This is a genomic window from Chryseobacterium sp. TB1-D10, assembly GCF_059803555.1.
In genome coordinates this window covers 373559-397626 of sequence record NZ_JAPFHB010000002.1, presented here as the reverse complement: position 1 = coordinate 397626, position 24068 = coordinate 373559, and the positions used below count along the sequence as shown (strand labels likewise).

At 34.6% G+C, this 24068-nt stretch carries 26 protein-coding genes; 14 read left to right on the top strand and 12 right to left on the bottom strand.

Going from position 1 to position 24068, the window contains the following annotated elements:
* Window positions 1–34: 34 nt before the first annotated feature.
* Together OPU68_RS04205 and tamL are read right to left on the bottom strand one after the other, a co-directional pair.
* Entirely contained in the window at window positions 35–1069 is a 1035-nt protein-coding gene (locus OPU68_RS04205; protein ID WP_498472742.1) for an SRPBCC family protein, read from the bottom strand.
* Window positions 1070–1084: 15 nt separating this feature from the next.
* Window positions 1085–3676 carry a translocation and assembly module lipoprotein TamL gene (tamL, locus tag OPU68_RS04200; protein ID WP_498472741.1) on the bottom strand — a complete coding sequence of 864 codons (2592 nt, stop codon included), beginning with the start codon at window positions 3674–3676 and terminating at the stop codon, window positions 1085–1087.
* On the opposite strand from tamL, the gene OPU68_RS04195 reads away from it, so the two are divergent.
* The gene (locus tag OPU68_RS04195; protein WP_498472740.1) at window positions 3662–4390 is read left to right on the top strand and encodes an RNA methyltransferase; all 729 of its coding nucleotides are present in this window, start codon (window positions 3662–3664) and stop codon (window positions 4388–4390) included. The two genes, tamL and OPU68_RS04195, sit on opposite strands and share 15 nt — an antisense overlap.
* A gap of 3 nt (window positions 4391–4393) precedes the next feature.
* On the opposite strand, the gene OPU68_RS04190 is transcribed toward OPU68_RS04195, so the two are convergent.
* The 6 genes from OPU68_RS04190 to porQ all read right to left on the bottom strand — a co-directional run bounded on the left by OPU68_RS04190 (window position 4394) and on the right by porQ (window position 8058).
* On the bottom strand, window positions 4394–4888 hold the full coding sequence (locus tag OPU68_RS04190) for a phosphoribosyl-ATP pyrophosphatase (protein ID WP_498472739.1): 495 nt from the start codon (window positions 4886–4888) through the stop codon (window positions 4394–4396).
* A gap of 3 nt (window positions 4889–4891) precedes the next feature.
* On the bottom strand, window positions 4892–5200 hold the full coding sequence (locus OPU68_RS04185) for a phage holin family protein (RefSeq protein WP_498472738.1): 309 nt from the start codon (window positions 5198–5200) through the stop codon (window positions 4892–4894).
* A gap of 91 nt (window positions 5201–5291) precedes the next feature.
* The gene (locus OPU68_RS04180; protein WP_498472737.1) at window positions 5292–5669 is read right to left on the bottom strand and encodes a YtxH domain-containing protein; all 378 of its coding nucleotides are present in this window, start codon (window positions 5667–5669) and stop codon (window positions 5292–5294) included.
* A gap of 93 nt (window positions 5670–5762) precedes the next feature.
* Entirely contained in the window at window positions 5763–6440 is a 678-nt protein-coding gene (gene cmk, locus OPU68_RS04175) for a (d)CMP kinase (protein WP_498472736.1), read from the bottom strand.
* Window positions 6441–6489: 49 nt separating this feature from the next.
* Entirely contained in the window at window positions 6490–7038 is a 549-nt protein-coding gene (locus tag OPU68_RS04170) for a hypothetical protein (protein WP_498472735.1), read from the bottom strand.
* Window positions 7039–7062: 24 nt separating this feature from the next.
* Window positions 7063–8058, bottom strand: coding sequence for a type IX secretion system protein PorQ (gene porQ, locus OPU68_RS04165; protein ID WP_498472734.1), 996 nt, complete (start codon window positions 8056–8058; stop codon window positions 7063–7065).
* 185 nt (window positions 8059–8243) lie between these two features.
* On the opposite strand from porQ, the gene pyrH reads away from it, so the two are divergent.
* From pyrH to OPU68_RS04145, 4 genes are all read left to right on the top strand, one after another.
* Entirely contained in the window at window positions 8244–8951 is a 708-nt protein-coding gene (pyrH, locus tag OPU68_RS04160) for a UMP kinase (protein WP_498472733.1), read from the top strand.
* A gap of 103 nt (window positions 8952–9054) precedes the next feature.
* Window positions 9055–9609, top strand: coding sequence for a ribosome recycling factor (gene frr / locus OPU68_RS04155; RefSeq protein ID WP_498472732.1), 555 nt, complete (start codon window positions 9055–9057; stop codon window positions 9607–9609).
* Between the two features lie 86 nt (window positions 9610–9695).
* Window positions 9696–10505 carry a helix-turn-helix domain-containing protein gene (locus tag OPU68_RS04150; protein ID WP_498472731.1) on the top strand — a complete coding sequence of 270 codons (810 nt, stop codon included), beginning with the start codon at window positions 9696–9698 and terminating at the stop codon, window positions 10503–10505.
* A gap of 77 nt (window positions 10506–10582) precedes the next feature.
* On the top strand, window positions 10583–12253 hold the full coding sequence (locus tag OPU68_RS04145) for a serine hydrolase domain-containing protein (protein ID WP_498472730.1): 1671 nt from the start codon (window positions 10583–10585) through the stop codon (window positions 12251–12253).
* A gap of 98 nt (window positions 12254–12351) precedes the next feature.
* On the opposite strand, the gene OPU68_RS04140 is transcribed toward OPU68_RS04145, so the two are convergent.
* A complete protein-coding gene (locus tag OPU68_RS04140; protein WP_498472729.1) occupies window positions 12352–12603 on the bottom strand; it encodes a hypothetical protein in 252 nt (83 codons plus the stop codon).
* 163 nt (window positions 12604–12766) lie between these two features.
* Between OPU68_RS04140 and OPU68_RS04135 the strand changes: the two genes are divergently transcribed.
* From OPU68_RS04135 to OPU68_RS04110, 6 genes are all read left to right on the top strand, one after another.
* Window positions 12767–13279 carry a hypothetical protein gene (locus OPU68_RS04135; protein WP_498472728.1) on the top strand — a complete coding sequence of 171 codons (513 nt, stop codon included), beginning with the start codon at window positions 12767–12769 and terminating at the stop codon, window positions 13277–13279.
* Between the two features lie 377 nt (window positions 13280–13656).
* Window positions 13657–14109 (top strand): hypothetical protein, encoded by a 453-nt coding sequence (locus tag OPU68_RS04130; RefSeq protein WP_498472727.1) that lies wholly within the window; start codon window positions 13657–13659, stop codon window positions 14107–14109.
* A 6-nt stretch (window positions 14110–14115) separates the two neighbouring features.
* Complete coding sequence (locus OPU68_RS04125) at window positions 14116–14304, top strand: hypothetical protein (RefSeq protein WP_498472726.1); 189 nt, start codon at window positions 14116–14118, stop codon at window positions 14302–14304.
* Window positions 14288–16711, top strand: a complete 2424-nt coding sequence (locus tag OPU68_RS04120) for an AAA family ATPase (protein ID WP_498472725.1) — start codon at window positions 14288–14290, stop codon at window positions 16709–16711. Before OPU68_RS04125 ends, OPU68_RS04120 begins: the two co-directional genes overlap by 17 nt.
* A 22-nt stretch (window positions 16712–16733) precedes the next feature.
* Entirely contained in the window at window positions 16734–16955 is a 222-nt protein-coding gene (locus OPU68_RS04115; RefSeq protein WP_498472724.1) for a hypothetical protein, read from the top strand.
* A 170-nt stretch (window positions 16956–17125) separates the two neighbouring features.
* Entirely contained in the window at window positions 17126–17866 is a 741-nt protein-coding gene (locus tag OPU68_RS04110) for a hypothetical protein (RefSeq protein ID WP_498472723.1), read from the top strand.
* Window positions 17867–18291: 425 nt separating this feature from the next.
* Here the strand turns inward: OPU68_RS04110 and OPU68_RS04105 are convergent, their stop codons facing one another.
* The 3 genes from OPU68_RS04105 to OPU68_RS04095 form a co-directional block, all read right to left on the bottom strand.
* Window positions 18292–20838: a phosphoenolpyruvate carboxylase gene (locus OPU68_RS04105; protein WP_498472722.1), complete on the bottom strand. Its 2547-nt coding sequence runs from the start codon at window positions 20836–20838 to the stop codon at window positions 18292–18294.
* Between the two features lie 51 nt (window positions 20839–20889).
* The gene (locus tag OPU68_RS04100) at window positions 20890–21426 is read right to left on the bottom strand and encodes an HRDC domain-containing protein (protein ID WP_498472721.1); all 537 of its coding nucleotides are present in this window, start codon (window positions 21424–21426) and stop codon (window positions 20890–20892) included.
* 63 nt (window positions 21427–21489) lie between these two features.
* A complete protein-coding gene (locus tag OPU68_RS04095; protein ID WP_498472720.1) occupies window positions 21490–21822 on the bottom strand; it encodes a single-stranded DNA-binding protein in 333 nt (110 codons plus the stop codon).
* 192 nt (window positions 21823–22014) lie between these two features.
* On the opposite strand from OPU68_RS04095, the gene OPU68_RS04090 reads away from it, so the two are divergent.
* From OPU68_RS04090 to OPU68_RS04080, 3 genes are read left to right on the top strand one after another with little or no spacing between them, the layout of a single operon-like run.
* Window positions 22015–22536 (top strand): hypothetical protein, encoded by a 522-nt coding sequence (locus OPU68_RS04090; protein ID WP_498472719.1) that lies wholly within the window; start codon window positions 22015–22017, stop codon window positions 22534–22536.
* Between the two features lie 52 nt (window positions 22537–22588).
* A complete protein-coding gene (locus tag OPU68_RS04085; RefSeq protein WP_498472718.1) occupies window positions 22589–22942 on the top strand; it encodes a hypothetical protein in 354 nt (117 codons plus the stop codon).
* Window positions 22943–22945: 3 nt separating this feature from the next.
* Window positions 22946–24031, top strand: a complete 1086-nt coding sequence (locus OPU68_RS04080; RefSeq protein WP_498472717.1) for an MBL fold metallo-hydrolase — start codon at window positions 22946–22948, stop codon at window positions 24029–24031.
* The last annotated feature ends 37 nt before the right edge of the window (window positions 24032–24068 follow it).

Here is a 24068-nt window from a genome sequence, read left to right as displayed (position 1 = left end):
TTACCGTAAATATACATGATATTTATCAGATTATCTAACGGTAGACAGGCAGAGACAATTTCAATTTTACATCTTGAACGTCAGTTGGTTCTTCCAGGAATTCTTCCATTAGCTGTCCATTTCTGAGTGTATCTTTTTTCGCTTTTTTCAGGAGTTCCTGAACATTTTTCAATCTGTTGTTATAATTCCCCTGAAAGTAAATAATGTAAACCTTTGAGGCATTCAACGTTTGAAAATTAAAATTATTGTCACTCACTGCAACTCGCTTGGATAGTGGAACGCCGTAGAAATAAGAAATCTCTTTATCTTTGAGATTTGCAGGATTTGTAAGCAAAACCGGAATTCCGAATTCGTCATCTTTTTTCGCAAGATCAGACTTTACAAAGTTGAGAACCTTGTTGTGATTCATCAAGACGTTTTTGAAAATAATTTCCTTTGTATTTCTTGTGCTGACGTTAACACCCAATAGCAGTCCGCCATCACGATTTTCCACCATGATACTGTCATATTTAACAGAAGCCAGTTGTTGATCTTTATTTACTTTGTTACCTAAAAGTGAATAAAGGTTTTTCATACTTTTATCAATATTCTCTACAAAGAAATCTTCTGCAACAAGATTTAATGATCTTTCCAGATAACTTCTCTTGGGTGTATGAATATTCCAAAGCAGTTTGGTTTTATTTCCTGATGGAATAAATTTCACATCAATCAAATACGGATTTTCGTTTTCACCGTCGAAGAGCTGGTAGCGTATTGTCCGATTGGGGTTGGAATACCGGATGAACAAGTCGCCGAAGTCATTATTCTTCTTATCTGAGAATTTCATAGAGCTTCCAAGGCCTTCGTACGGTGTGAAAAAACTGTAACTGATGTCTTTTTTTTCATTAAAGAAATCATTCCAGGTTGTGAAGTTCTGAAGATTATTAAACTGAGGGAAAACTTTATCAATAGGATAAGCAACTTCGGAATGATGGACAAAGGTTTTACTTTCATCCACAAAATTCATAGAAACCGAATAGATCCCGAATAAACAAAGAATTATAATGATAATAAACTTGAAAAGACGCATTTGTAGTTTTAGATTTTAGAATGGATAACCGATTGCGAAATTGATCGTTGGTTTCAGAGGCTGAATTTTATCAATGACCCATTTTTCGCCTTCCGGCTGGTTAGGATCATGTATTTTATACGCCATATCCAATCTCAGATTTACATAAGCGATGTTCATTCTGATCCCGAAACCACTTCCTACACCCATCTGGCTGATGAATTTTCTGAACTTGAACTGATCTCCAAAGCCATTATCCTTCAGTCCCCAAATATTTCCCGCGTCTGTAAATAATGCCGCTTCGAATGTATCCGTCAATGGCAGACGATATTCTATACTCGTTGTCAGCTTTACGTTGTCCATCGCATACGAACGAACGCGCTCATCCAACTGAGAATCTGCCGGTCCCAATCCGCCAAAAGCAACCCAAGCCCGGATGTCATACGCACCACCGTTGAAATAAGATCTTACAAAAGGCATATCTGTAGAATTACCATACGGAATCCCTATTCCCACAAACTGACGAAACGCCAATGTATGAGGTTTTGCACGATCAGTGAAGAAGGTAAAATATTTACGGTAATCTAAATCGAATTTTATAAATTGTGAAAATGGAATATTGAAAATGGTTTTCGTGTTCCCATAAACCAAATAATTCTCTTCCTTTTTCGTAACCGCATTCAGAAAATTACCGGCAATTTCTACTTTTCCTGTAAATGAAAACGGATTGAAGTAATCTTTTTTTCCAATCTCATTATAAGTAAAATTATAAATGATAGAAGAAATAATAACATCCTGGGTCTGTCTTTCTTTGTTATAAATAGATTGAAGGAAATTGTAAAGCAGATTTCTGTCAGAATTAATCAGATCTGTCACAAAAGGTGTATCAGATAATATTATTGCGGAAACATCGTCTGATGAACCTGAGCCAATTACGCCCGGATGATTTACATCATAAAGTCTAAAGATATTATCTCTAATTTCTTTATCTGCCGGGAAATAATCATAATATCTGTCTTTATTCTGTGTTAAACTCAATTGCGTATTGAACAACGTCAATCTGTGTTGAACTCTTCCGTCTCCCACATTGGCGTTAAAACTAAGACCAGTATTAAAATTGATTCTCCCAAGTCCAATATTGTTCTGTACAGATGCTCCTAAATTAATACTTGTAGTGGGCGAATATCTTTTGGGAATGAGCTTCCAATAATTTTTAAACGGAACCAATAATCTTGGAAACTGAAGCGCAGCCTGTGCAGATAATTCGTAAGCATTGAAAAAAGCATTGGGATCTTTTGGATCTTTGGTTGTCCCGATGATTCCTGAAAAACTTGTCACTAAATTCTCTGCGCCTCCAAAGACATTTCGGGTCGTAAGATCAACAGATGGCGAGAAACCAAAATTAAGAATCTGAGAGTAATGGATATCTGTTGCGATATTGAACTCGTATTTTGGTAATGGTTTTAAAACATACTCTACATCTACAATACTATCTCTTTCTGCGGCAGTTCCTTCTTTCCTTAGTTCGTCTGATGCTTTCAAGATGGTGAAGTTATTCATCGCAATCAGATTTCTTCTGGTAAGATCCAGATTATCCTGGTTATAAAGTTCGCCTGGTTTTATAGTAATTGGCAGCCAAAGTGCATTAGCCCTGTATGTACTGTCTTTTCTATAAATATTAATTCCTCTGATGCTGTCTTTAAGAGGAAGTTTATTCACATTATTAATATTTCTCGCGACTGAAACTTTGATTGTTCCAATCGTAGCTTTTCTGTAAGGTGTATCGGCAGAATCTTTGTGAATCGCCATTGTCAATGGGACATCTTTTCTGCTCTGTAAAGAATCTGCTACGAAATAAATATCCTGACTGTCATTATTGAATTTATAATAGCCTGCTTCTTTTGCTAAGTCATTAATCCTTGTAATTTCTTTTTCAAGAACCGTCTCATCCAGAATCTGACCTTTCCTTACAAGACTTTTATCCAGTCTGGATTCGTATAAAGCTCTGATATTTGGATCCGGAATATTGTAGTAATACTCTTTTATTTTTGTTGGATCTTTGTGAGTGATGATGTATTCTACTTCGGCTTTTTTTGCAGCAGAATCTTTATCCACAGTAGTTTTCACTTCTGCGTCCCAATAGCCTCGGTTGATGAGTCTGTTATTAATACTTTTTACACTCTGTTTGGTTTTTGCATCACTGAAAATGACAGGTGGATTCCCAACCGTATGAAAAAAACGATTCCAGAAAAGGTTTTTTCCCACATATTCGGGATGATTGAATTTTATTGCTAGCGAATCCCGAAGTTTCTGATTTCTCATTTCACTCGGGTAAGTCATATATTCTTTAAGAATTGTGTCGTATTTAGGATTGGCGGCATTGTAAAATATCAAACCGAGCGGTGCAATAAAGAGTGTTTTTTTATTAGGCTTCTGAGCCACCATATTCTGAAGTTCATCGCCCAAAACTTTGCCATCTGTGTACTCAAATTTGTTATTTGTAAGAAGATATTCTCCGTCAGGTACTTTTTTGGTCACATTACATGCGTACAAAATCACACTTAAAATTGCGGAGTAATAAAATATATGATATTTTTGAAAATATTTGTTACTATGCTTACGGCTCATACTATAAAGACTATACAATCTCTGGACAAAAAGAAATACAGGCAAAAATACAATTTGTTTTTAGTTGAGGGTAATAAAATTATAAAAGAACTGCCCAACTCTGACTACGAAATTGAAAACCTATATTCTGTAGATCCCGAGAATCTTATTTTCAAAACGCAGAACATTGAGAAAATCTTGCCTAATGATCTGAAAAAGATCAGTTTCCTGCAGCATCCGAAAGATTCTGTCGCTGTTTGTAAGATCCCGGAAAGTAAAATTCTGAAGGATGTAAAGATTCAATTGATTTTGGATGGGATTCAGGATCCGGGAAATCTGGGAACGATTATAAGACTTGCAGATTGGTTTGGTATAGAGCAAATCATTTGCAGCAATGATACTGTAGACGTTTACAATCCAAAAGTAATCCAGGCAACAATGGGATCATTTTTAAGGGTAAATGTTTTTTACACAGAATTGGAAGAATATCTGACTGCGTATGAAAATCCAGTTTTCGGGACAGATATGAATGGTGAAAATATTTATGAAACAAAGTTTCCGGAGAAGTTCTCTCTGGTTTTCGGTAATGAGGGAAACGGAATAAGACCTTCCACAGAAGATCTTATTGCTAAAATGATTACCATTCCAAGATTCGGAAAATCACGGTCGACAGAGAGTCTCAATGTTTCTATGTCTGCCGGAATTATCTTAGGGGAGATTTTTTCTAAAAAGTAAATATTAGATTAACTTTTCGAGGCTGGATGCGGTTTTATTTTTCTGATATTCATCCAGTTTCTTTCTGATAAATCTAAGCGCATAAGGTGCAAGATACACCAATGCCAGCCCTACTGCTTTTCTTTTCCAATTTTTATTCATCACACTTTTTTTTGCAAAGTTACTTACAAGCGCTACAGTTCCCATTTTGATTGTTGTCTCAAGCAATCCGGATTTCACGCTATCGTTTGCCAAATTTAGAACATTTTTTCGGGATGCAGTTTCTTTCATTCCGGAAGAAATTTCTCTCATAATATTTTGAGTATCCAGAGAAAGAGATTTTTCACCGTCCTCATCTTCAGTTTCTTTTAGAAATTTATCTGTAAGACCGTTTGTGATTACGCTTAGGCTTTCCTTTTTACTTTTGAAGGTCAGAATATCTTCCAACTCGCCGATTTCCTGTTTCAGAAGTCTTTTTTCACTTCTCAGCTCATCAAGATTAGTATATTTAGTTGCCATATATTATTTTTTAAGAAAGTCAATTACCTGATTTGCAATAGATTTTACGATTAATTTCTTGAGGAAGAAAACAGAAATCATTACTACGAAATAGAATCCCGCAACAATCAAAAATCCGAATCCTATGTTTCCTAAAGACTGACCGATAAGAAAGGCAATTCCAAAATTAAAGAGAATAATAAAAAATGAAAATGCAATTACTACAATAGAAATAAATGCAATAATGCCCGCCGAAAGAGATGATTTCTCTGTGAATTGAAGCTTGATGAGATCAAGACGCTTGGTCGTATAATCTTTTATAATATCAATCATAAGTATCTTGTTAAATATAAAATTACACTTTTATTTACAAAAAAAGGAATTTAGAAACTAAATTCCTTTCTGAAAAACTAAAATTTGAGGATTATTTTAATCCGTCTAACTCAGTTTCTACGTCTTTTACAACATCTGAAGTTTTGGAAACAATCTGATCTTTGTATTTATCATAACTGTCTTTCACAGTAGAAGCTACACTTTGAGCAGTTTCTTTCACAGTTGAAGACAATGTGTTATATTTATCTTTTACAGTACTTGATACTTCAGAATATTTGTCTTTTACAACTTCAGAAGTTTTACCATATTCATCTACCGCTTTATCTTTAAGATCGTTAGCTTTATCTTTTATTTTCTTTCTGGTCTCTTTACCTTCTTCCGGAGCGTAAAGCAATCCTAAAATTACACCAGTTGCAGCACCTGCTAACAATGCAGCCAGAACTGCTGCTGAATTTGATTTTTTTGACATTGTTATTATTTTTGAGTTAATTTAAAATTTCTAATAATAACTCTAAATTTACAACTAAAATGCCAAAGAAGAATTATAGTTCTTAAAATTTTGTTAAAACTTTTTGATGTAGGATAAAATCAAATCGATGGTTTCTTGTTTATTAATGAAAGTATTATCAATGAGAATGGCATCATCAGCTTGTTTTAAAGGAGAAACTTCCCTTTCACTGTCAATTTTATCTCTTTTTATCAAGTTTTGTTTTACAGTTTCTACATCTGTCTTTTCACCTGCCAATTCCAATTCCAGAAAACGTCTTCTGGCACGCTCATCCTGACTAGCTGTCATAAAAAATTTGTAATCCGCATTGGGCAAGACAACAGTTCCGATATCTCTGCCATCCATTATGATTCCGCCCTTTTCCGCAATCTCTCTCTGAGTTTGTAATAAGAAATTTCGGACATCGGCTTCTTTAGCAACCTGACTTACATTGTCGGAAACCTGTGGAAACCGTATTTCTTTATCAATGTTTTTACCGTTTAGAAATAACTGAAGTTCACCATCAATATTTTGAAACTCAAGATTGATGTTCGGAAGTTCTGCGATTAATTTTTCAATATCAATGGATTTATCTTCATTAATACAATTCTGAATCGCAAAATAGGTCACACCTCTATACAGTGCGCCAGTGTCCATGTGAATAAGGCCAAGATTTTTTGCAATGATTTTGGAAATAGAACTTTTCCCTGTGGAAGAAAATCCGTCGATCGCGATAACCGGTTTTTTTGTCATAGCACAAAATTAAAAAATTCTGAGATTTTGACAGTATGAAATTGGAAGATTATTCTAGTATGAACTTTTTTATTTGTTGAATACTATCTGAATCTTTCTTTAAAAAAGTAAGATTTACGCTCAACTTATTCTTATTTAGAAATAGCTGAATTTTTAGTTTTATTTTTTCTAACTGAGAATTTCTTGCATTCAACATTCCTTTTGTTGATTTAAAGTAAATTAGTAATAAAATATTCTTATTCACTTCAATAGTTTCAACTTTTTTTATATTATTTTTATTGATAAGATGTTTTCCATTTAAAAATAAAACTTCGTCGGATTCAGATAGTACAAATTTCTTTCTACAGAATTGAATAATCAGATCAACTAATAATATTAATAATAAAATATCTATAAATAAGGATAAAGTAAAAAGCAAATATTCTCTTTCATAAAACAATTCTCCAACCCATCTATTTCTAACAGAATGCGATGGTTTCATTTGAGAAATATCTTCGGCATTAAACATTATTAATCCAAACATCACTAAAAATGTAATAACTAATAGCAAATAACCAAAAATTTTCATTTTATCATATTTGATAGCAATATTTTTCAACTTATTGTAATATTTTTCTGATTCCTACCTTCTATTTCCGCCCAACTCTATCAAATCCATTGTAAGACCAAGCATATTGACATTAGAAGAGTTATGATAACGCATGTGAGAATAATCGAACCTGAAAGATGAAATCTTAATACTAAGACCAGCTGACAATCCTGTAAAACTTCTTTGATCCAGAACTGCCAACTCGCCTCCTCTCTTTACATTATAACCAAATCTAAGATTAAACGCCTGACCAGGAAACAACTCTGCACCGAAGGAAAGATGATCCAGCATTTTCCTGCCAAATTTAGTTGGCTGACCATTGATGTCAGTTGTTGATGAAATATTTAGTTGCTGAAGATCGTGCGCTGTAATGGTAAGTGCGGCCGGAAATTCATCCAAAATTTTGGTATAACCAAGATCTACACGAAAAGGCAGTTTTTCCTTCACACCATTATACGCTTTGATCTGATAACCAAAATTCCTGAAAACCAAAGCCAACGTTTCATTGCTTTTATCAAAATAATAAGTGACGCCGGCTGTTCCGGTAACCGCTGAAGAAGAGTAAGTATCAATCTTCGAGGTTATGAAATTTCCGTTCACACCAATTGTCCAGTTGTCTTCGAACTGGTATGCGTAGCCAATTCCAACAGATGCATCCATCGCAGAAAAATCACCATTAATAATAGCATTTTCGTCTACTCTCGGCATAGATCCGTAATCCATATATCTTGCATTGAAGGAAACCAAATGACCAAATTCCAGATCACGCACGTAACTAAGGCTTCCAATTTTTGTATCTGCAAGGTAAGAGGCATAGTTTACCGAAAGCATATCATCCATCTCCAGATTCATAAGAGCGGGATTGGCTGCTGTAAAATTCACATCATAATCGCGCACAGAAACGGCATCACCTAAAACCGCCTGTCTTGGAGAAATAGGAATATTCAGGAACTGGTAAACCGTGGTTCCCGTCTGAGAAAAAACCACACTAGAAACTACGATAAAAAAGAGATTGTAAAACTTCTTCAACACTGTATTTTAGCTTTGCAAAAATAATCTATTTTAAGGCTTATCAAAATTTTTGAACGACTATCTTTTTCATTAACGTAATTCTTTTCCTTTCATTATATTTGCACAGTCAAAAATTAGAATTAATTTGAATCATTAATAGTAAATGTTCTTTTTTGACAAATAAAAAGCAATTACAAAAATAAATGAAATACAAAAGAATCCTTCTGAAACTTAGTGGAGAAGCACTAATGGGAGAACGCCAATACGGAATCGACAACAACAGACTGAAAGAATATGCAGTCGAGATCAAAAAAGTAGTTGACAAAGGCTGTGAAGTAGCAATCGTGATCGGTGGTGGAAACATTTTCAGAGGATTGGCTGGTGCTGCAAAAGGAATGGATAGAGTTCAGGGCGATTACATGGGAATGCTGGCAACCGTGATTAACGGAATGGCACTACAAGGCGCTTTGGAAGATGCAGGAATCATCACAAGATTACAATCTGCCATCGAAATGGACAAAGTGGCTGAACCATTTATCAAAAGAAAAGCCGTTCGTCATCTTGAAAAGGGACGTGTTGTGATCTTCGGAGCCGGAACAGGGAATCCTTATTTTACAACGGATACTGCTGCTACATTAAGAGCAATCGAAATAGACGCAGACGTAATTCTGAAAGGAACAAGAGTTGACGGAATCTACGACAGCGATCCAGAAAAAAATGCAGACGCGGTTAAATTCAACAGTTTGTCATTCGACGAAGTGTTTGAAAAGAACCTGAAAGTAATGGATATGACCGCTTTCACATTAAGTCACGAAAACAAATTACCGATCATCGTTTTTGATATGAACAAAGAAGGTAATCTGGAAAGACTGATCGACGGTGAAGTTATCGGAACTTTAGTAAATGTATAAATGATGATTGATAAATGATGAATGATTTCATATTTGGATCAATTATCATTTATCGCTTATCAACCATAAATAAAAGTGTCAATTATCAAATTTTAAATATACAATGGAAGAATTAGAACTCATTGTAGCCTCCGCAAAGCAAGAGATGGATGCTGCAATCAAGCATTTGGATCATGCATTCCAAAAGATCAGAGCAGGACGTGCTTCTACAGCTATGGTTCAGGACGTGATGGTAGAATATTACGGGGCGCCAACGCCTCTTAGCCAGGTTGCCAACGTTTCTGTGGTAGATGCGATGACGCTTTCTATCCAGCCTTGGGACAGAACGGCAATTGGTGCAATCGCAAAAGGGATCGTAAACTCCAATCTTGGGTTTGCGCCTTCCAATAATGGCGATGTCATTATCATCAACGTTCCGCCTTTGACGGAAGAAAGAAGACGTGACCTTGCAAAACAGGCAAAAAGCGAAACGGATCAGACAAAAATCGTGATCAGAAACGCCAGACAGGAAGGTAACAAAGAACTGAAAAGACTGGAAGGCATTGCAGAAGACCTAATCAAAGGTGCTGAAAAAGACATCCAGGATCTGACAGATGCTTACGTGAGAAAGTCTGATGAATCTTACAAATTAAAAGAAGCTGAAATCTTAAAAGTTTAAGTTTCCGCTTTCATTAAAAATAAACCTCGTTTCATTTATTTGGAGCGAGGTTTTTGATTAATTTTGATCTTAATTTCCAGCATTAAATGAAGCAATCCCAAACAGGAGAATTCTACGGACAAACCAACAAAACCATCAATCTGGAAGGGATTACGTTGACCGATACTGTTTATACGCTTGACAAAGTGGATTGGCATTATCACGAAAATGCTTATTTCACATTTATCCTGCAAGGAAATGTGATCGAAGGAAATAAAAAAGAGATCTACAACTGTTCTGCCGGCGATTTACTTTTTCATAATTGGCAGGAGCCGCATTACAACATAAAACCGGAAGGTTTCACAAGAGGCTTCCATATCGAAATACAAAAGCAATGGTTTGATGATTTGGATTTTGATGCGACAGATTTACAAGGAAGCATCAATATTTCAAATCCGGATTTGAAGTTTCTACTTTACAAAATTTTCAGAGAGACAAAAACGGATGACAATACTACTCTGCTTTCTATCCAGACTTTATTACTAGAAACTTTGGGGAAAATGCTTCAACATCAAAAAACCGAAACCAATAAAAAACCAACTTGGGTTTCGGAAATCAATTTGATTTTAAATGATGAATTCCCGGATCAATTAAGCTTAGACTATTTATCCAAAACATTAGATATTCATCCCGTTCACCTGTCAAGAGATTTTTCCAAATATTTCAATTCCGGTTTGGGAGAATATATCAGAAAATTAAAGGTTCAGAAATCTTTACAACTCATCTCTCAGAAAAAACTTGACTTTACAACAATCGCTTTGGACTGCGGCTTTTCGGATTCGAGTCATTTCACGAGATGTTTCAAAGAAATCAACGGCATTACGCCTTCTCAATACAGGAAAATTCTTTTTGGATAATTTTCTCCAAATGTTAATCCTGTTCTATTTTTCAACCCAACTTAGTCATAGTTTTGCGGTAAATATTTGAATTAATTATGAAAAGGATTTTGATCACCATCTCACTTACTTTGTTTTGCTTAATGGGTTTCTCGCAGACAAAAGATCTAGTGACAACTGATGGAGTTACTACAACTTTACACAAAGCCAATACTGGAAAAATTACTTTTATGAAAGGTAACATTCCACTCGATCAATACAAACAATCGGATTTCCTACAATCTTTTCCATTGGCTTATAAATCTGATCTTAATATCAGAGTATTTATGGAAAATTCTATCACCAACTATCTCCATCAGGTGGCTCCAGATTTATCCGCAGAGCAATTACTTGAAAAAGGAAATCTCCAATTTACTTTTTACATTGATAATCAATTGATTTACAAAGAAAACATATCTCCAAATTGCTGGATTGGAAATGCCAATGAACTTAAAAATACTTTAACGACTTTCAGAATTCCGCTAACGAGTACAAAAGGCGAAAACCTCTGGGCGCTGCATCTCTGGGAAAGATTCCAAATCAACGGTGGAGAAAAAGCTTTGGAAAAAGAAGGCAAACACAAACTGAAAATTGAAATCAGACCTTACATCAAACTTGACGAAAAAAGCGATGCAAAAGTTGGAAATTTAATAGCACAAGGCCAACTGGAACTCATCATCAAAACACCTACATTAAGTGCTGACCAGATTGCCAATCAACCAATAAAATCAGACAGCGGATGGGAAATCTCTGATTTTAAGTTGGATCAAAAGAAAATTGAGGCGCTTAATTCTGAGATTGCAAGCTATAAACTGAAAGAAATCACAAGCATAGTTGTCATAAAGGATGGTAAACTTTTATTGGAAGAATATTTCAACGGCGCCGATAGAAACACGCTTCACGATCCTCGTTCTGCAGGCAAATCTTTTGCTTCTACTTTGATGGGAATTGCAATTCAGGATGGTTATATTAAAGATGAAAATCAAACTTTAGATCAATTTTATGGTTTAAAATCATTTCAGAATTACAACATCAAAAAAGATCAGATCACAATAAAAAATCTTCTGACAATGAGTTCTGCTCTTGAAGGTTCCGATGCAAACAGTGATTCGCCGGGCAATGAAGAAAATATGTATCCTACTGAAAATTGGGTAAAATTCACACTCGATCTTCCGATTGACCCTTCAAAAACCAATAGTGGAAAGTGGGATTATTTCACAGCAGGCACCATTCTTCTTGGAGACATTCTTGATAAAAAAGTTCCTGATGGTCTGGAAAAATACGCCGAAGAAAAATTGTTTAAACCTTTAGGAATTACAAAATACCAATGGCAATACACACCACAAAACGTTGCAAACACGGCCGGAAGTCTTCAAATGAGATCTTTGGACTATGCAAAATATGCTCAATTGTACAAAAACAATGGCGTTTGGAACGGTAAACAGATTTTATCTAAAGATTGGGTAAAGAAAACCTTTTCACATCAGATCCAGATTCTGGGAAGAAACAATGAATTTTACAGCTATCTATTCTGGAACAAATCGGTTGAGTACAAAGGTAAAAGTTACGAAACCTATTATTGTGCAGGCAATGGTGGCAACGAGTTCATCATTTTCAAAGATTTGCCAATCGTAATCATCATTACTTCCAAAGCCTACAACAAACCTTACGGACATCCGCAGGCGGAGAGAATTGTAAAAGATTTTGTTTTACCAGCGATTCTGAAATAATCAGATACTCCCTTAATAAACGAAACCTTGGCAATCAGTCAAGGTTTTTTTGTTGATTTGTAGAAGCAATTAAAGAGAAGGAAATTTTCATCGTTCTATCATATGGCTTGTCTGGTTGGGATATCCTGATGAAAATTATTGTACGTGATGTACAGATCATAAAAATAGATATCCTGATCTACGTAATCACTCAGTGCTTGTCTATTTGAAAAGATATCATCGTTTAATTGCTTCTCAGAATGGGTGTTTTCTATAATACGGGAATTGCTAAAATCGTTAGAATCTAATATCATTGAAGAATACTTTTCGTCGCAAGCATCGCAGTGTGTCAATTGTAAATCTTGTGCCATAGTTCGTAATTTGATAACCTCTACTTATCAGAATTTGTGCCATCAAAAGGTAATTAATGAATATCCATCGCCATTTTGCAGAATCGAACCCTGCTTTAATTTCTTTTTTCAGAAACTAGTTTATTTAAATCCAATCAGTTATATTTGAAAAAACAAACAACCAATGACACTACGGGATTTCTTCAGAGTATTACTCAAACTGATAGGCATATATTTTCTCGTTCAGATACTGATAGGCTATTTACCCGCCCAGCTTCAGTTTATGACTTCCGGATTTGAAGCCAACTCCACCACCGGCGTACTCGTTTACCTTATCATCATATTGACCGTTTGCTATCTTACTTTTTATCTGCTGGTCAGGAATCCCGACAAAATCATAGACTGGCTCCGGCTGGACAAGAACTATGACAACACCGAAATTAATATCCACAACTTCAACACCCGCAACATCATCATTCTGGGACTCTTTATCATCGGCGGTTTTCTGGTGATAGACAATGTAACTGCGGTCATTTCCTATTTATATTACGAGTTCAAAGACAGCCTTTCCAACGACGCTCACCTCCCAAAGTCCGACAACAAAATCGCATTATTCCTCGCCTCTCTCAATTTGATCCTGGGCTGCATCCTCATCATTTACAGAAATAATATCGCCCACTACTTCGAGAAAAAGTAAAACCGAAAACTACAATTCCCTTAATTAAACATTCATCAAAACTTCAACTCCTAAAAACCGTTGGCTGATCGTAGCCGAAGCCAAAGGTCATTAATATTCGCATTGTCACGCTGAGCGGAGTCGAAGCGCCTATTCTACTTCAAATAAAATATTATCCCACATTACGGATATCCGTAAAGTACTTTTAAACCATAATCCTAAATTTACATTATTAAAATCACATTTATTGAATAATGATGATTTTAACATATTATAATTAAAAAAAATAGGATTTGGTTGTTAAATTTTTATATTTACTAAAAATAAACTATCATACTCGAATTATTGATTGTGTTTTTTTTTCTATTAAGTAAATGATAAATTAATAATCATAGATAATGCAGACAATATCAATATATTTTGATGAACCAAAACATTTTGATTCAATTAATATTAAATCTCTTAATGGTATTGTGGGATTATATTTCATCTTCTCTCAAGAGACTTTTATTGAATATCCTTTTGATAAATCTAAGTTACTTTATATTGGTATGAGTGAGAAAAAAACAAATAATATAAGGAGTCGCTTAGTTGGTCATTTTGATGGAAAATCAAAAAATATTGGACTAATTAATTATAGAAAAAAAGCACCGCTGCTTTTCACATATATAAACTTTGATATACTTAAAGCAAATTGGGATTTTAGAATTGAAGATCTTGAAAGTTATTTTATCCTCAATTTTGTTGAACAGTATGGTGTTTATCCAATTTGTAATAATAAAACAGGTGCTGAAATACATAGCAGTGAATTGAACATAAATTTTAAAATTGATTGGAACTACTTTAAATAATTAACCATGGAAAAAGACGTAAAATCTGGAAATGAAATTTTAGAAGATTTTTTTTTAAACATATCTAAAATTGACAATATTGACTTATCAATTGCCGAATGTTTAGCAAAACTATTTGAACAAGGGAAATTAACTGATACAAATTTGAAGAATGAACTTCAAAAACTAAGAGATAAAAATGGAAACAAAAATTAAAAAAATATCTATATCAGGACTTCGAGGTATTAAAGAAAAAATCGAACTTCCATTATCTGAAAAATCTATACTTATATATGGAGACAATGGCACAGGTAAGAGTAGTATTTCAGATTCTTTAGAATGGTTTTTCAATAATGAGGTTAGGCATTTAGCTGGTTTGGAAATTGATCTTAAAGATGCATTGAGAAATTCTAATATTTCAGAAACCGATGTTTCTTCGGTCGAAATAGAATTTACAAATTCTTCTATCAATTCAAATAAAACACTAAGCAATAAAAAGGGTAAATTAATTTCTGATTTCTCTAATAAAGATCCTCACTTTGACTCATACATTAATACTACAAAAAATGAAAATCTCATTCTACGTTATCAATTTTTAACAGATTTCATTGATAAAACAAAAGGGGATAAATTAAAAAGTCTTTCAGATGTAATTGGCTTCGCCGAAGTAAATAAGACAAAAGAAGTTTTAAAAAAAACTTACAATTCAATTAAAACAGAGATTAAAAATCAGAATTATGAATCTCAAATCAATACACAAAAACAAATTCAGATTGAAAAAATAGGTGCAACAATTAGCGTTGAAAAAAATTTATTTGAAAAAATAAACGAAATAGTTAAACCCTTAAATCTGAGTCAGGTTGTAACTTCAACTAGAGATATTGATTCAATATTAAATCTTCTTAAAGCTCCGGCAAATACAAAAATCCTTAATAAATTACGATTTCTCGAAAATTGCAAAACTACTCTGACTAATTTAAAAAGTGAGATTGAAATGATAAATTCGGAGTATGAAAAATACCATAAAGAATTTAACTTAATTTCAGGCGATGTTGAGAGTATAATGCAGATTTTCTTATCTGAGTTGTTAAAAGCTGGAAGTTATGTTATTGAAAAGAAATATCATAAAGAAGATAACTGCCCTTTATGTTTGCAATCAAAAGAAAGAAAAGACTTACTAGCGGAAATAAAGATTAGGCTAAAAAAAATTGAAGAATCTTCAAAAAAGAAAGCAACATTCGATTTAGCAAAACAATCTATTATTGCAATTTCGACAGAAAGAATAAAGCGGTTTGACATCTTAACTTCTGATAGCCACTTCAATGAAAAGGAATTTGAGGCTATAAAAAAATCTATTAATGTATTAGTAGATTCATTAGTAGAATATTCAAAAAGCGGAAATGAAAAAGTAACATCCGGCAATAAAATTCCAGAACCAAAAGCTTTAAAAATTAAAGAAACCGAATTTACAATTCTTGAAACTATTAATTCAAAAATATTAACAATTCAAGAAACATTAAAAAAAGATAGTAATGCTGTTATTTATTCAAATATATCATCTGCAAAAGATGCTTTTCTGAGAATTAAAAAATTTGAAAATGAGAAGAAAATTCTTGAGGACCAAAGGTCTTCAATGGAAATTATTTATAATGAATTTGTAAAGAAGCAAAAAGAAGGTTTAGAAAATTTCATTAACACGTTTTCGGAAATTATAAATGAGTATTATCAATTTATGAATCCTGGAGAACAATTCCAAGAATTAAAAATCGTGACAATCGGAGATGATGACGAATTAAATGGTATTACAATTCAATATAAATATAATGGTAGTTGGGTTTCACCACCACAGAAATACTTTAGTGAGTCACATTTGAATTGTTTTGGACTATGTTTTTTCTTAGCCTCGGTATTAGCTTTTAATAGAGAAAGTAAATTTTTAGTTTTAGATGATGTGATTTCAAGTTTTGATAGCAATCATAGAAAAAAATTTGCTGATTTGATTTTTGAAAAATTTTCCAAATATCAAATAATATTACTTACTCATGAACACGAGTGGTTCCAATATGTCAGTCAGCTTGCAAAAAGAAAAAGTTGGTTGATTAATGAAGTTCGATGGACCGAAACAGAGGGAACACATTTAAAAGACGAGCCTACTGATTTAAGGTTAATCATTGAATCAAATTTATCAAAAGGGAATGTCGATATTTTGGGTAACCCAATTAGAAAATATCTTGAACATACTTTGAAAGGTATTTGTTCAAATCTTGAAGTCAAAGTTAATTTCAGATTTAATGATGTAAATGAAAAGCGAATGCCTGATGAATTACTTAACGAATTGAAATCAAAAATAAATAAGGCTAGTACTGAATTAAAATTAAAAATACCTGTTATCGACAGTATAATAAATTCTAATATTTTAGGCAACTTGCTTTCACATGACAATCCATTTTCGCCTAAACTTGGAGACTTAAAAGCATTTTGGGTCGACTTTAATGAAATGGAAAAATTATTTTATTGTCAAGAAACAAAATGTAATAAGGCAGTGTCAATCAAACACTATGACACAGTTAAAAAAAGAATCAGATGCGGTTGCGACAAGACCAGCTATGATTGGAAAATGTAAATTAAACAAAAACTATATACATATGACATCTTACACAAGTACCAGTGGTAAAAAATCAGGAGTTTCTGCCTATGAAATTGGAGACAATTATATAATTGTCCAATTTTATTCTGCTAAATACAAATATTCTTATAATAGTTGTGGACAAACCGCAACCGACTCAATGAAAAGTTTGGCGTTAGCTTCAAGTGGTTTGAGCACATATATTGCTCAGAATAGGCCAAACTATGAATGGAAAAATTAAAAGCATTGAATTAAATTTTTTCATAATTACATATAAAAACCCTCGCCCCCGGCGAGGGTTCAATATTTCATTCAACCAATATCTTTTTCCACAAAATATTTTATCGAACATTCATTTGTATTCAAAATTAATTTTATATTTGTTTCAATAAACATTTAAAAACAACACAAATGAGTTCAACCTCCGAAACAGGTCACGCAAAGAACGTGGCCAACGCGAACCTATTCAATTCCTACGTTACAGATCTCGGCACCATCTACAAACCAAGCAATCCCGATCTGGAATTGAAAGAACTTCAGACCCTTTACACAGAAGCATTTACACAGCAGGAAAGCATCAATGCGGCACTGCCACCCTACACCTCCGCAGTCAATGCCAGAGAAGCAGTCTTCTCTCCCATCAACAAAAAACTGACTAAACTTCAAAAAGCCTACAAAACAACCAAAGGCGTAACCGAAGCACAGATGGAAGATTTCATGACCATCTCAAGAAAACTAAAAGGCGGCAGAAAAAACCCACCTGCAGCACCCATCCCACCGCAAACAGAGCCAAACACCCATTCCGTTTCCCAGTTGAGCTACGACCAGCGCACCAACAATTTTGCCCAGTTGATAGAACTGCTTCAGAACACACCAGACTACGCCCCCAACGAAACAGAATATCAGATCGCAACCCTTCAGGGCGAGAAAGACCAGATGATGCAGACCACCCAGCAGGTCGCAGACACCTTCTTCCCCCTAAGCCAGGCCAGAAGCGCACGAAACAAAACAATGTACTCCAATGACAACAACCTAGTCGACACCTTCAACCTCGCCAAAACCTACATCTCCACAATCCTCGACAAAAACTCCCCGGAGTACAAAGCCTTCGCAAAACTAAAATTCATCAAACCATTGCCTAGAAAGAAGTAACATCAAAAATAATAAGCGGAACATTATTCCGGCTGTGATATTACACACACTTTGTCATCCCATAGGGATCTCAACCAGAATAGGATTAGTTTCTAGGGATGATAATTTCAACAAGGCATTATGTTAATTCAACAAAGCATCACGCAAACACAACAAGGCATCATGTCAACTCAACAAGGCATCATGCAAATACAACAAGGCGTCATGATAATTCAACAAAGCGTCATGTAAATGCAACAAGGCATCATGTAAATTCAACAAGGCATCATGTCAACACAACAAAGCATCATGTAAATCCAAACAGACATCATGTCAACTCAACAAGGCACTTATTAAACTAAAAAAACCTCTCAATCACTTGAGAGGTTTTATGTAATAACAGAATCACGACTTGGCTCTTTTTACTTTTATCTTGAATCTTCTCCCTAAGCGGAGTTTCTACTAGCATTAATATTCCCAAAAAGCGAACGCATCACAAGTTTCTCATAACTCTCCCTGTTCCCTTCCCCTTTCTGAATCTTAATCAAAGCATACTGCTGGATGCTCAAAAGCGGGAGCACAATTTTCTCACGGATCTTGACAGATTTACGGTTCAGCGGTTCCTCCTGCATCAGGATTTTATAACCTGTAAGTTCCAGCATCATTTCTTTGGATAAAGAAAATTCGGCAAACAGAATATTCCAAAACTCCCCAAACTTAGGATTGTTTCGCATATAATAAGTCAGCGGAAAATAAGTCTTATTCATACTCATCATAGAGTTCAGCACAAGAGTTTTAAAGAAATCCGAACCTTTATAAAGATCCTTAATTTCCTCAAATCGACCCGCATCCATCAACTTTTTGAGCGCAAATCCAAACCCGAAGAATCCCGGAACATTCTGCTTCAGTTGCGCCCAAGACCCTACGAAAGGAATCGCTCTCAGATCCTCAAACTTTAGTTCAGCGCCTGCTCCACGTTTGCTTGGTCGGCTTCCGATATTCGTACGTCCGTAATATTCCAGCGTACTCATCTCCTGCAGATAAGGCACAAACATTGGGTGCGCCTTCAGGTCAGAATATTTCTGATAACTAATATCCGCCAGTTCAGAAATCAGCGATCTTTCCTTTTCGTTAAGATCCTTCTTCGTACTCTTGAAAACATCATTCTCGATCCCCGCCGTCAGCAGCTGTTCAAAGTTAAACTTCGCCTGATCCTTGTTACCAAACACACTCGTAATCGTCTGCCCTTGTATCGTCAACTCAATTTGGTTATTTGCAATGGTTTTCCCTTGCGATGCGTAGAAATCGTGTGTCTTCCCGCCACCTCTCGCTGGTGGTCCGCCTCTACCATCGAAGAAGACGACCTTCATCCCGTTTTCTTCAGAGATCTTTGTCAGCTTCTCTTTCGAGGTATAGATTTGCCAGTTGGCTTTTAAGTATCCTCCATCCTTGGTTCCGTCGGAGAAACCAAGCATAATGATTTGTTTGTTATTTCGTCTGGCAAGATGTTTCTTGTAAACCGGATGATCGTACAAGGTTTTCATCACACTTTCAGATTTATCCAGACCTTCCATCGTTTCAAAAAGCGGCACAATATCGATATTGATATCTTCGTCGGCATAACCGCAAAGCTTCATCATCACATATACGTTCATTACATCCTTCACTTCATCAGAATTGGAAATAATGTAGCGGTGCATTCCGCGTTCGCCATTATTCTCCTGAATCGTTTTGATGTTATAAACACTTTTCAAAGTTTCGCAAGTCATCTCATCTTCAAAATCCTCAGGATTAAGGACAATTCCGGATTCTAACAGGAGATCAATCTTCTCATCATTAGTCCTGGAATCAATATTTCCATCAATAATTTTTTTGAAAATATCATCAATTACATTCTGATGCACTCTGCTATCCTGACGAATATCCAAAGTCGCAAAATGCGTCCCAAAAATCTTCACGCGATCCCGAAAGTCATCCAGAACATCAAAGAAAAGTCCGTTATGTTCTTCTTTCAGTATCTTTTCGGCTTTATTCAGTTCAGCAATAATTTCATTAGCAGAAATCCTTACATCTTCCTGAAAAATGGAATCGTAGATCCTTTTGCTTACATCTCTCAGAACATCGGAAACACCTCGGAAACTCAATCTTCTTCTAACGATTTTCAAATGTCCGTAATAGTCTTTCAGAATCGATATTCTCAATTCCTCAGCCACCTTCATCGTAATATCGGCTGTTACAAAAGGATTCCCATCACGGTCTCCACCTGGCCAAAATCCCAACTGAATAATATCCGGACTTGGTGTATAATTGGAAGTTCCGAAAACCTGTTTGATCTTTCTGTAAAGCTCACCAATACTTTGATAATAAACATATCTCAAATAATAAATAATACTCAGAGCTTCATCCAAAGGCGTTGGTCTTTCCTTGTTTACAAAAGGTGTTTTCCCAAGTTGCTGAAGTAAAGTATCAATCTGCGTTACAGAATCATTAATAATCGCATCACGCAAATCGTGAATAATTCTTTGTACCGCATTCGGATAAAACTGGGTTGGGTGCGCTGTGAAAACAATCTTAATGGCAAAGTCGTCCATCTTCTTTCTGATATCTGCGAGATGATGATCCTGATTGGCTCTGTCATACATATTCATCACAGTTCCGGAATCAGTTTCTGAGTGAAGCTGTTGGAAAGCTGCATCTTCGATACTGTCAAAAAGCACAACCTGTCTTTCTATATATTGGATAATTTTGAAGAGAAGTTCCAGTTTCTGATCCTCTGTTTCCAGCTCGGTATGTTTCTGGAAAAACTCTTCCACAATTTCTTCAGGTGATTTCCCCAATTGATAACCTTCCTTACTTTCTTCGGCAAGGAAAGGGAGCAACATCCCGATGTTTGTCATTTTATCATACGGCAGACTCATAAAGAGTGAATTGTAGATTTGAAACTTATTTTCTACAATCTGCCGGAATTTTTCAATTTTCTGATCGTTTAGCATCTAACAAAAATAAAAGATAAATTGTAAAATCTGTTGTTGGAAATGTTATTTTTATTGTAAATTTTCGTTTAAGATATTTTCCAAAATTGTCAAAATTTCTCTCCCAAATTTTTCAATTTCAGGTTTTCCTACTCCATTTATATTTTCTAAGTCTTCTAAATTTCTGGGTAAGTGTCGGGCCATGGACATCAAATGAGAATTTTGAAGAATAATATAAACCGGTGAATTAGATTTTCTAGCTTTTTCTTCTCGCCATTTCTTGAGCTTATTATAAATCATCAGTTCCACTGTAGAAGGTTGTCCTATGATATTCAGTTTCTCGTTAATTTCAATATTATCTTTAGGATTATATTTATGAAACTGCCTGATAGTAAACTTACTGTTAACAATGTTATCCAAATTATTGGCTTTTGTAAGATCATTTATTTCATTATAAAATATAAGCACTGACCAATAGTTGATCTCCTCCCGAACTAACTGTGTTTCTATTCTCAGAATTTGACATCTGGAAACAAAATTGCGTACCAAATTTTCATCCGACTTTTGAAAATTGTCAGAGATTCTAATTTGAAAAATTTTAACCTGCATAAAATCAATTTAAATCAACAGTCCCCAACAAACTTTCATTTGCTTAGGTACTGTTGATACTAATTATTTAGATCCTAAAAGTAAAACCTCTTCGATTCTGATTTCCGTTATAAAACGTTTTGTTCCGTCTTTGTCATCATAGGATCTATAAGCCAGTTTTCCTTCTATGGCAATTTCTTTTCCTTTCGGAACATACTTTTCCAGAATATCTACCACTTTTCCAAAAGCTACCAAATTGTGCCATTGGGTTTCTTCTACCCTTTCTCCAGCAGCATTGATATAAAAATCTGATGTAGCAAGACTTACTGTTGCTTTTTTGTTTCCATTTTCGAAGTTGAAAATTTCCACTTCTTTTCCTGTGTGACCAATCAATGTCACTTTGTTTCTTAAAGACATAGCATTAAATTTTTGAAATTAAACTTTTAAAATCAGGTCGTGTTGTCTGTTTTCCCGATTTACTTGGTGCAAATTTTCAACAAAAAGGAAATCCGAATCGGTAGAAAAGCATTTATATCCGTTTGTAATCGTTTGTAAATGGAAAGGTTTTTATAATTTTAAAGAACATTTATTAAAGAAAAAGTTGTAATAATGAAATTCATAATTATTTTTCTAACATTTAGTATTTTGACTTTCGGACAAAATCCAACAGTTAATAAAATCGGAAAAAAAATCGAAGGCATTTTTCTCGGTAACGGCAAGAATATAATTGCATCTGTTGTAAAAACAAAAGAAGAACAAGGAAATCCAATTGAAGACGGAACGCCGGCAGAATATGAAATCCGTTTTTCTGACAACAAATTAAAACCCATACTAGCAGGTTGCTGTGAAATAATTCTAATTAATGAAGGTGACTTGAATAATGATAAAAAAGATGAAATATCAATTTACCAGGCGCCAATGAATGGTTGCACTTACTCAATGACAACTTATTCTATCATCCATGGTAATTGGAAAAAAATCATAGACCCATTCTTAGTTCCGACTGATTGTGACAGAATTAATGATAAAGATTTACAAAAAATGATTTCGAGTGAGAATCACAAAATTTATTATTATATGAAGGATATGAGTAATGAAAAGGGAAAATTGATTAAGAAAAAAGTAAAATAAAATTGATGAAAAAATATTAAGTTTTAATAAATTAGTTTAATATAAAACACAAATGGAAACACAAACCTGCCCGGAATGCGGCGACAAAATCGTCGGAAGATCTGACAAAAAATTCTGTTCCGATGCCTGCCGAAATGCTTTCAACAATAAACAAAACAAGAACTCAACCAACTATATGCGGAATGTAAACAACAGGCTCCGCAAAAATTACCGCATTCTTTCTGAATATAATTTTGAAGGAAAAACAAAAATCAATCGTCTTAAACTACAGAACGCCGGTTTTGATTTCGATCACATCACACAAATTGTGACTTACAAAAACGGCTCGCAATACTTTTTCGTTTATGATCAGGGCTATAAAATCCTTGACAATGATTGGGTATTAATTGTAAAAAAGACCGACTAAATTATGATTCTTATTTTTTTGATTCTGCTAATTATTTTAGCTATTTATCTTTACAACCTTCCGGTTTTCGGTGGGGAATTTTCCGGAAAAAGATTAGTTCGGATGAAGCAATCTCCGAATTACAAAGATGGTGTTTTTCAGAATCTCAGCTATACGCCTTCGTTGGCAGAAGGTTTTACAATGCGAAAAGTCTTGTGGGAATTCATTACAGATAAAACAGAAAATAAAAAACCTAAGAATCTTTTGCCCACAGAAAAAATAGATCTTAAAAACCAACCGATTACTGATAATTTTCTGGTTTGGATGGGACATTCGTCTTATTATTTTCAGATTGATGGAAAACGGTTTTTAGTGGATCCGGTTTTCAGTGGAAATGCTTCGCCAATTCCGGGAACGACTAAAGCATTTGCCGGAACGGATATTTATTCCGTTGAAGATTTTCCTGAAATCGATTTTTTGATTATTTCGCACGATCATTATGATCATTTGGATTATAAAACCGTTAAAAATCTTAATCCTAAAATTGACAAAGTCATTTGTGGACTAGGCGTTGGTTCTCATTTTGAAAAATGGGGTTTTGATGAAGAAAAAATCGTCGAATTAGATTGGTATGAAGACGAAATTATATCAAACGGATTTAGGATCACTTCTACTCCAGCGCGGCATTTTTCCGGCCGAAGATTCAAGAGGAATAATACGCTTTGGTCATCCTTTGTTTTGGAAACACCAAGTAAAAAAATCTTTCTTGGTGGCGACAGTGGTTATGATTTTCATTTTAAAGAAATCGGGGAGAAGTTTGGTCCGTTTGATTGGGCAATTCTTGAGAATGGTCAATACAATGAAAAATGGCGGTATATTCATACTTTGCCGGAAGAATTCATACAGGTTGCAGAAGATCTCAATGTGAAAAATATTTTGCCTGTACATTCCGGAAAATTTGCGTTGGCACAACACGCCTGGAATGAACCTTTGCAAAAAGTCTTTGAAAACAGCCAAGGCAAAAAATTTAAAATTTCGACACCAATTATTGGTTCAAAACTGATTTTGGATGATGATTTACAGAGTTTTACAGAGTGGTGGAAATCTTAGAATTCTTTTAGAATAAATATTATCTTTGCGGAAACTT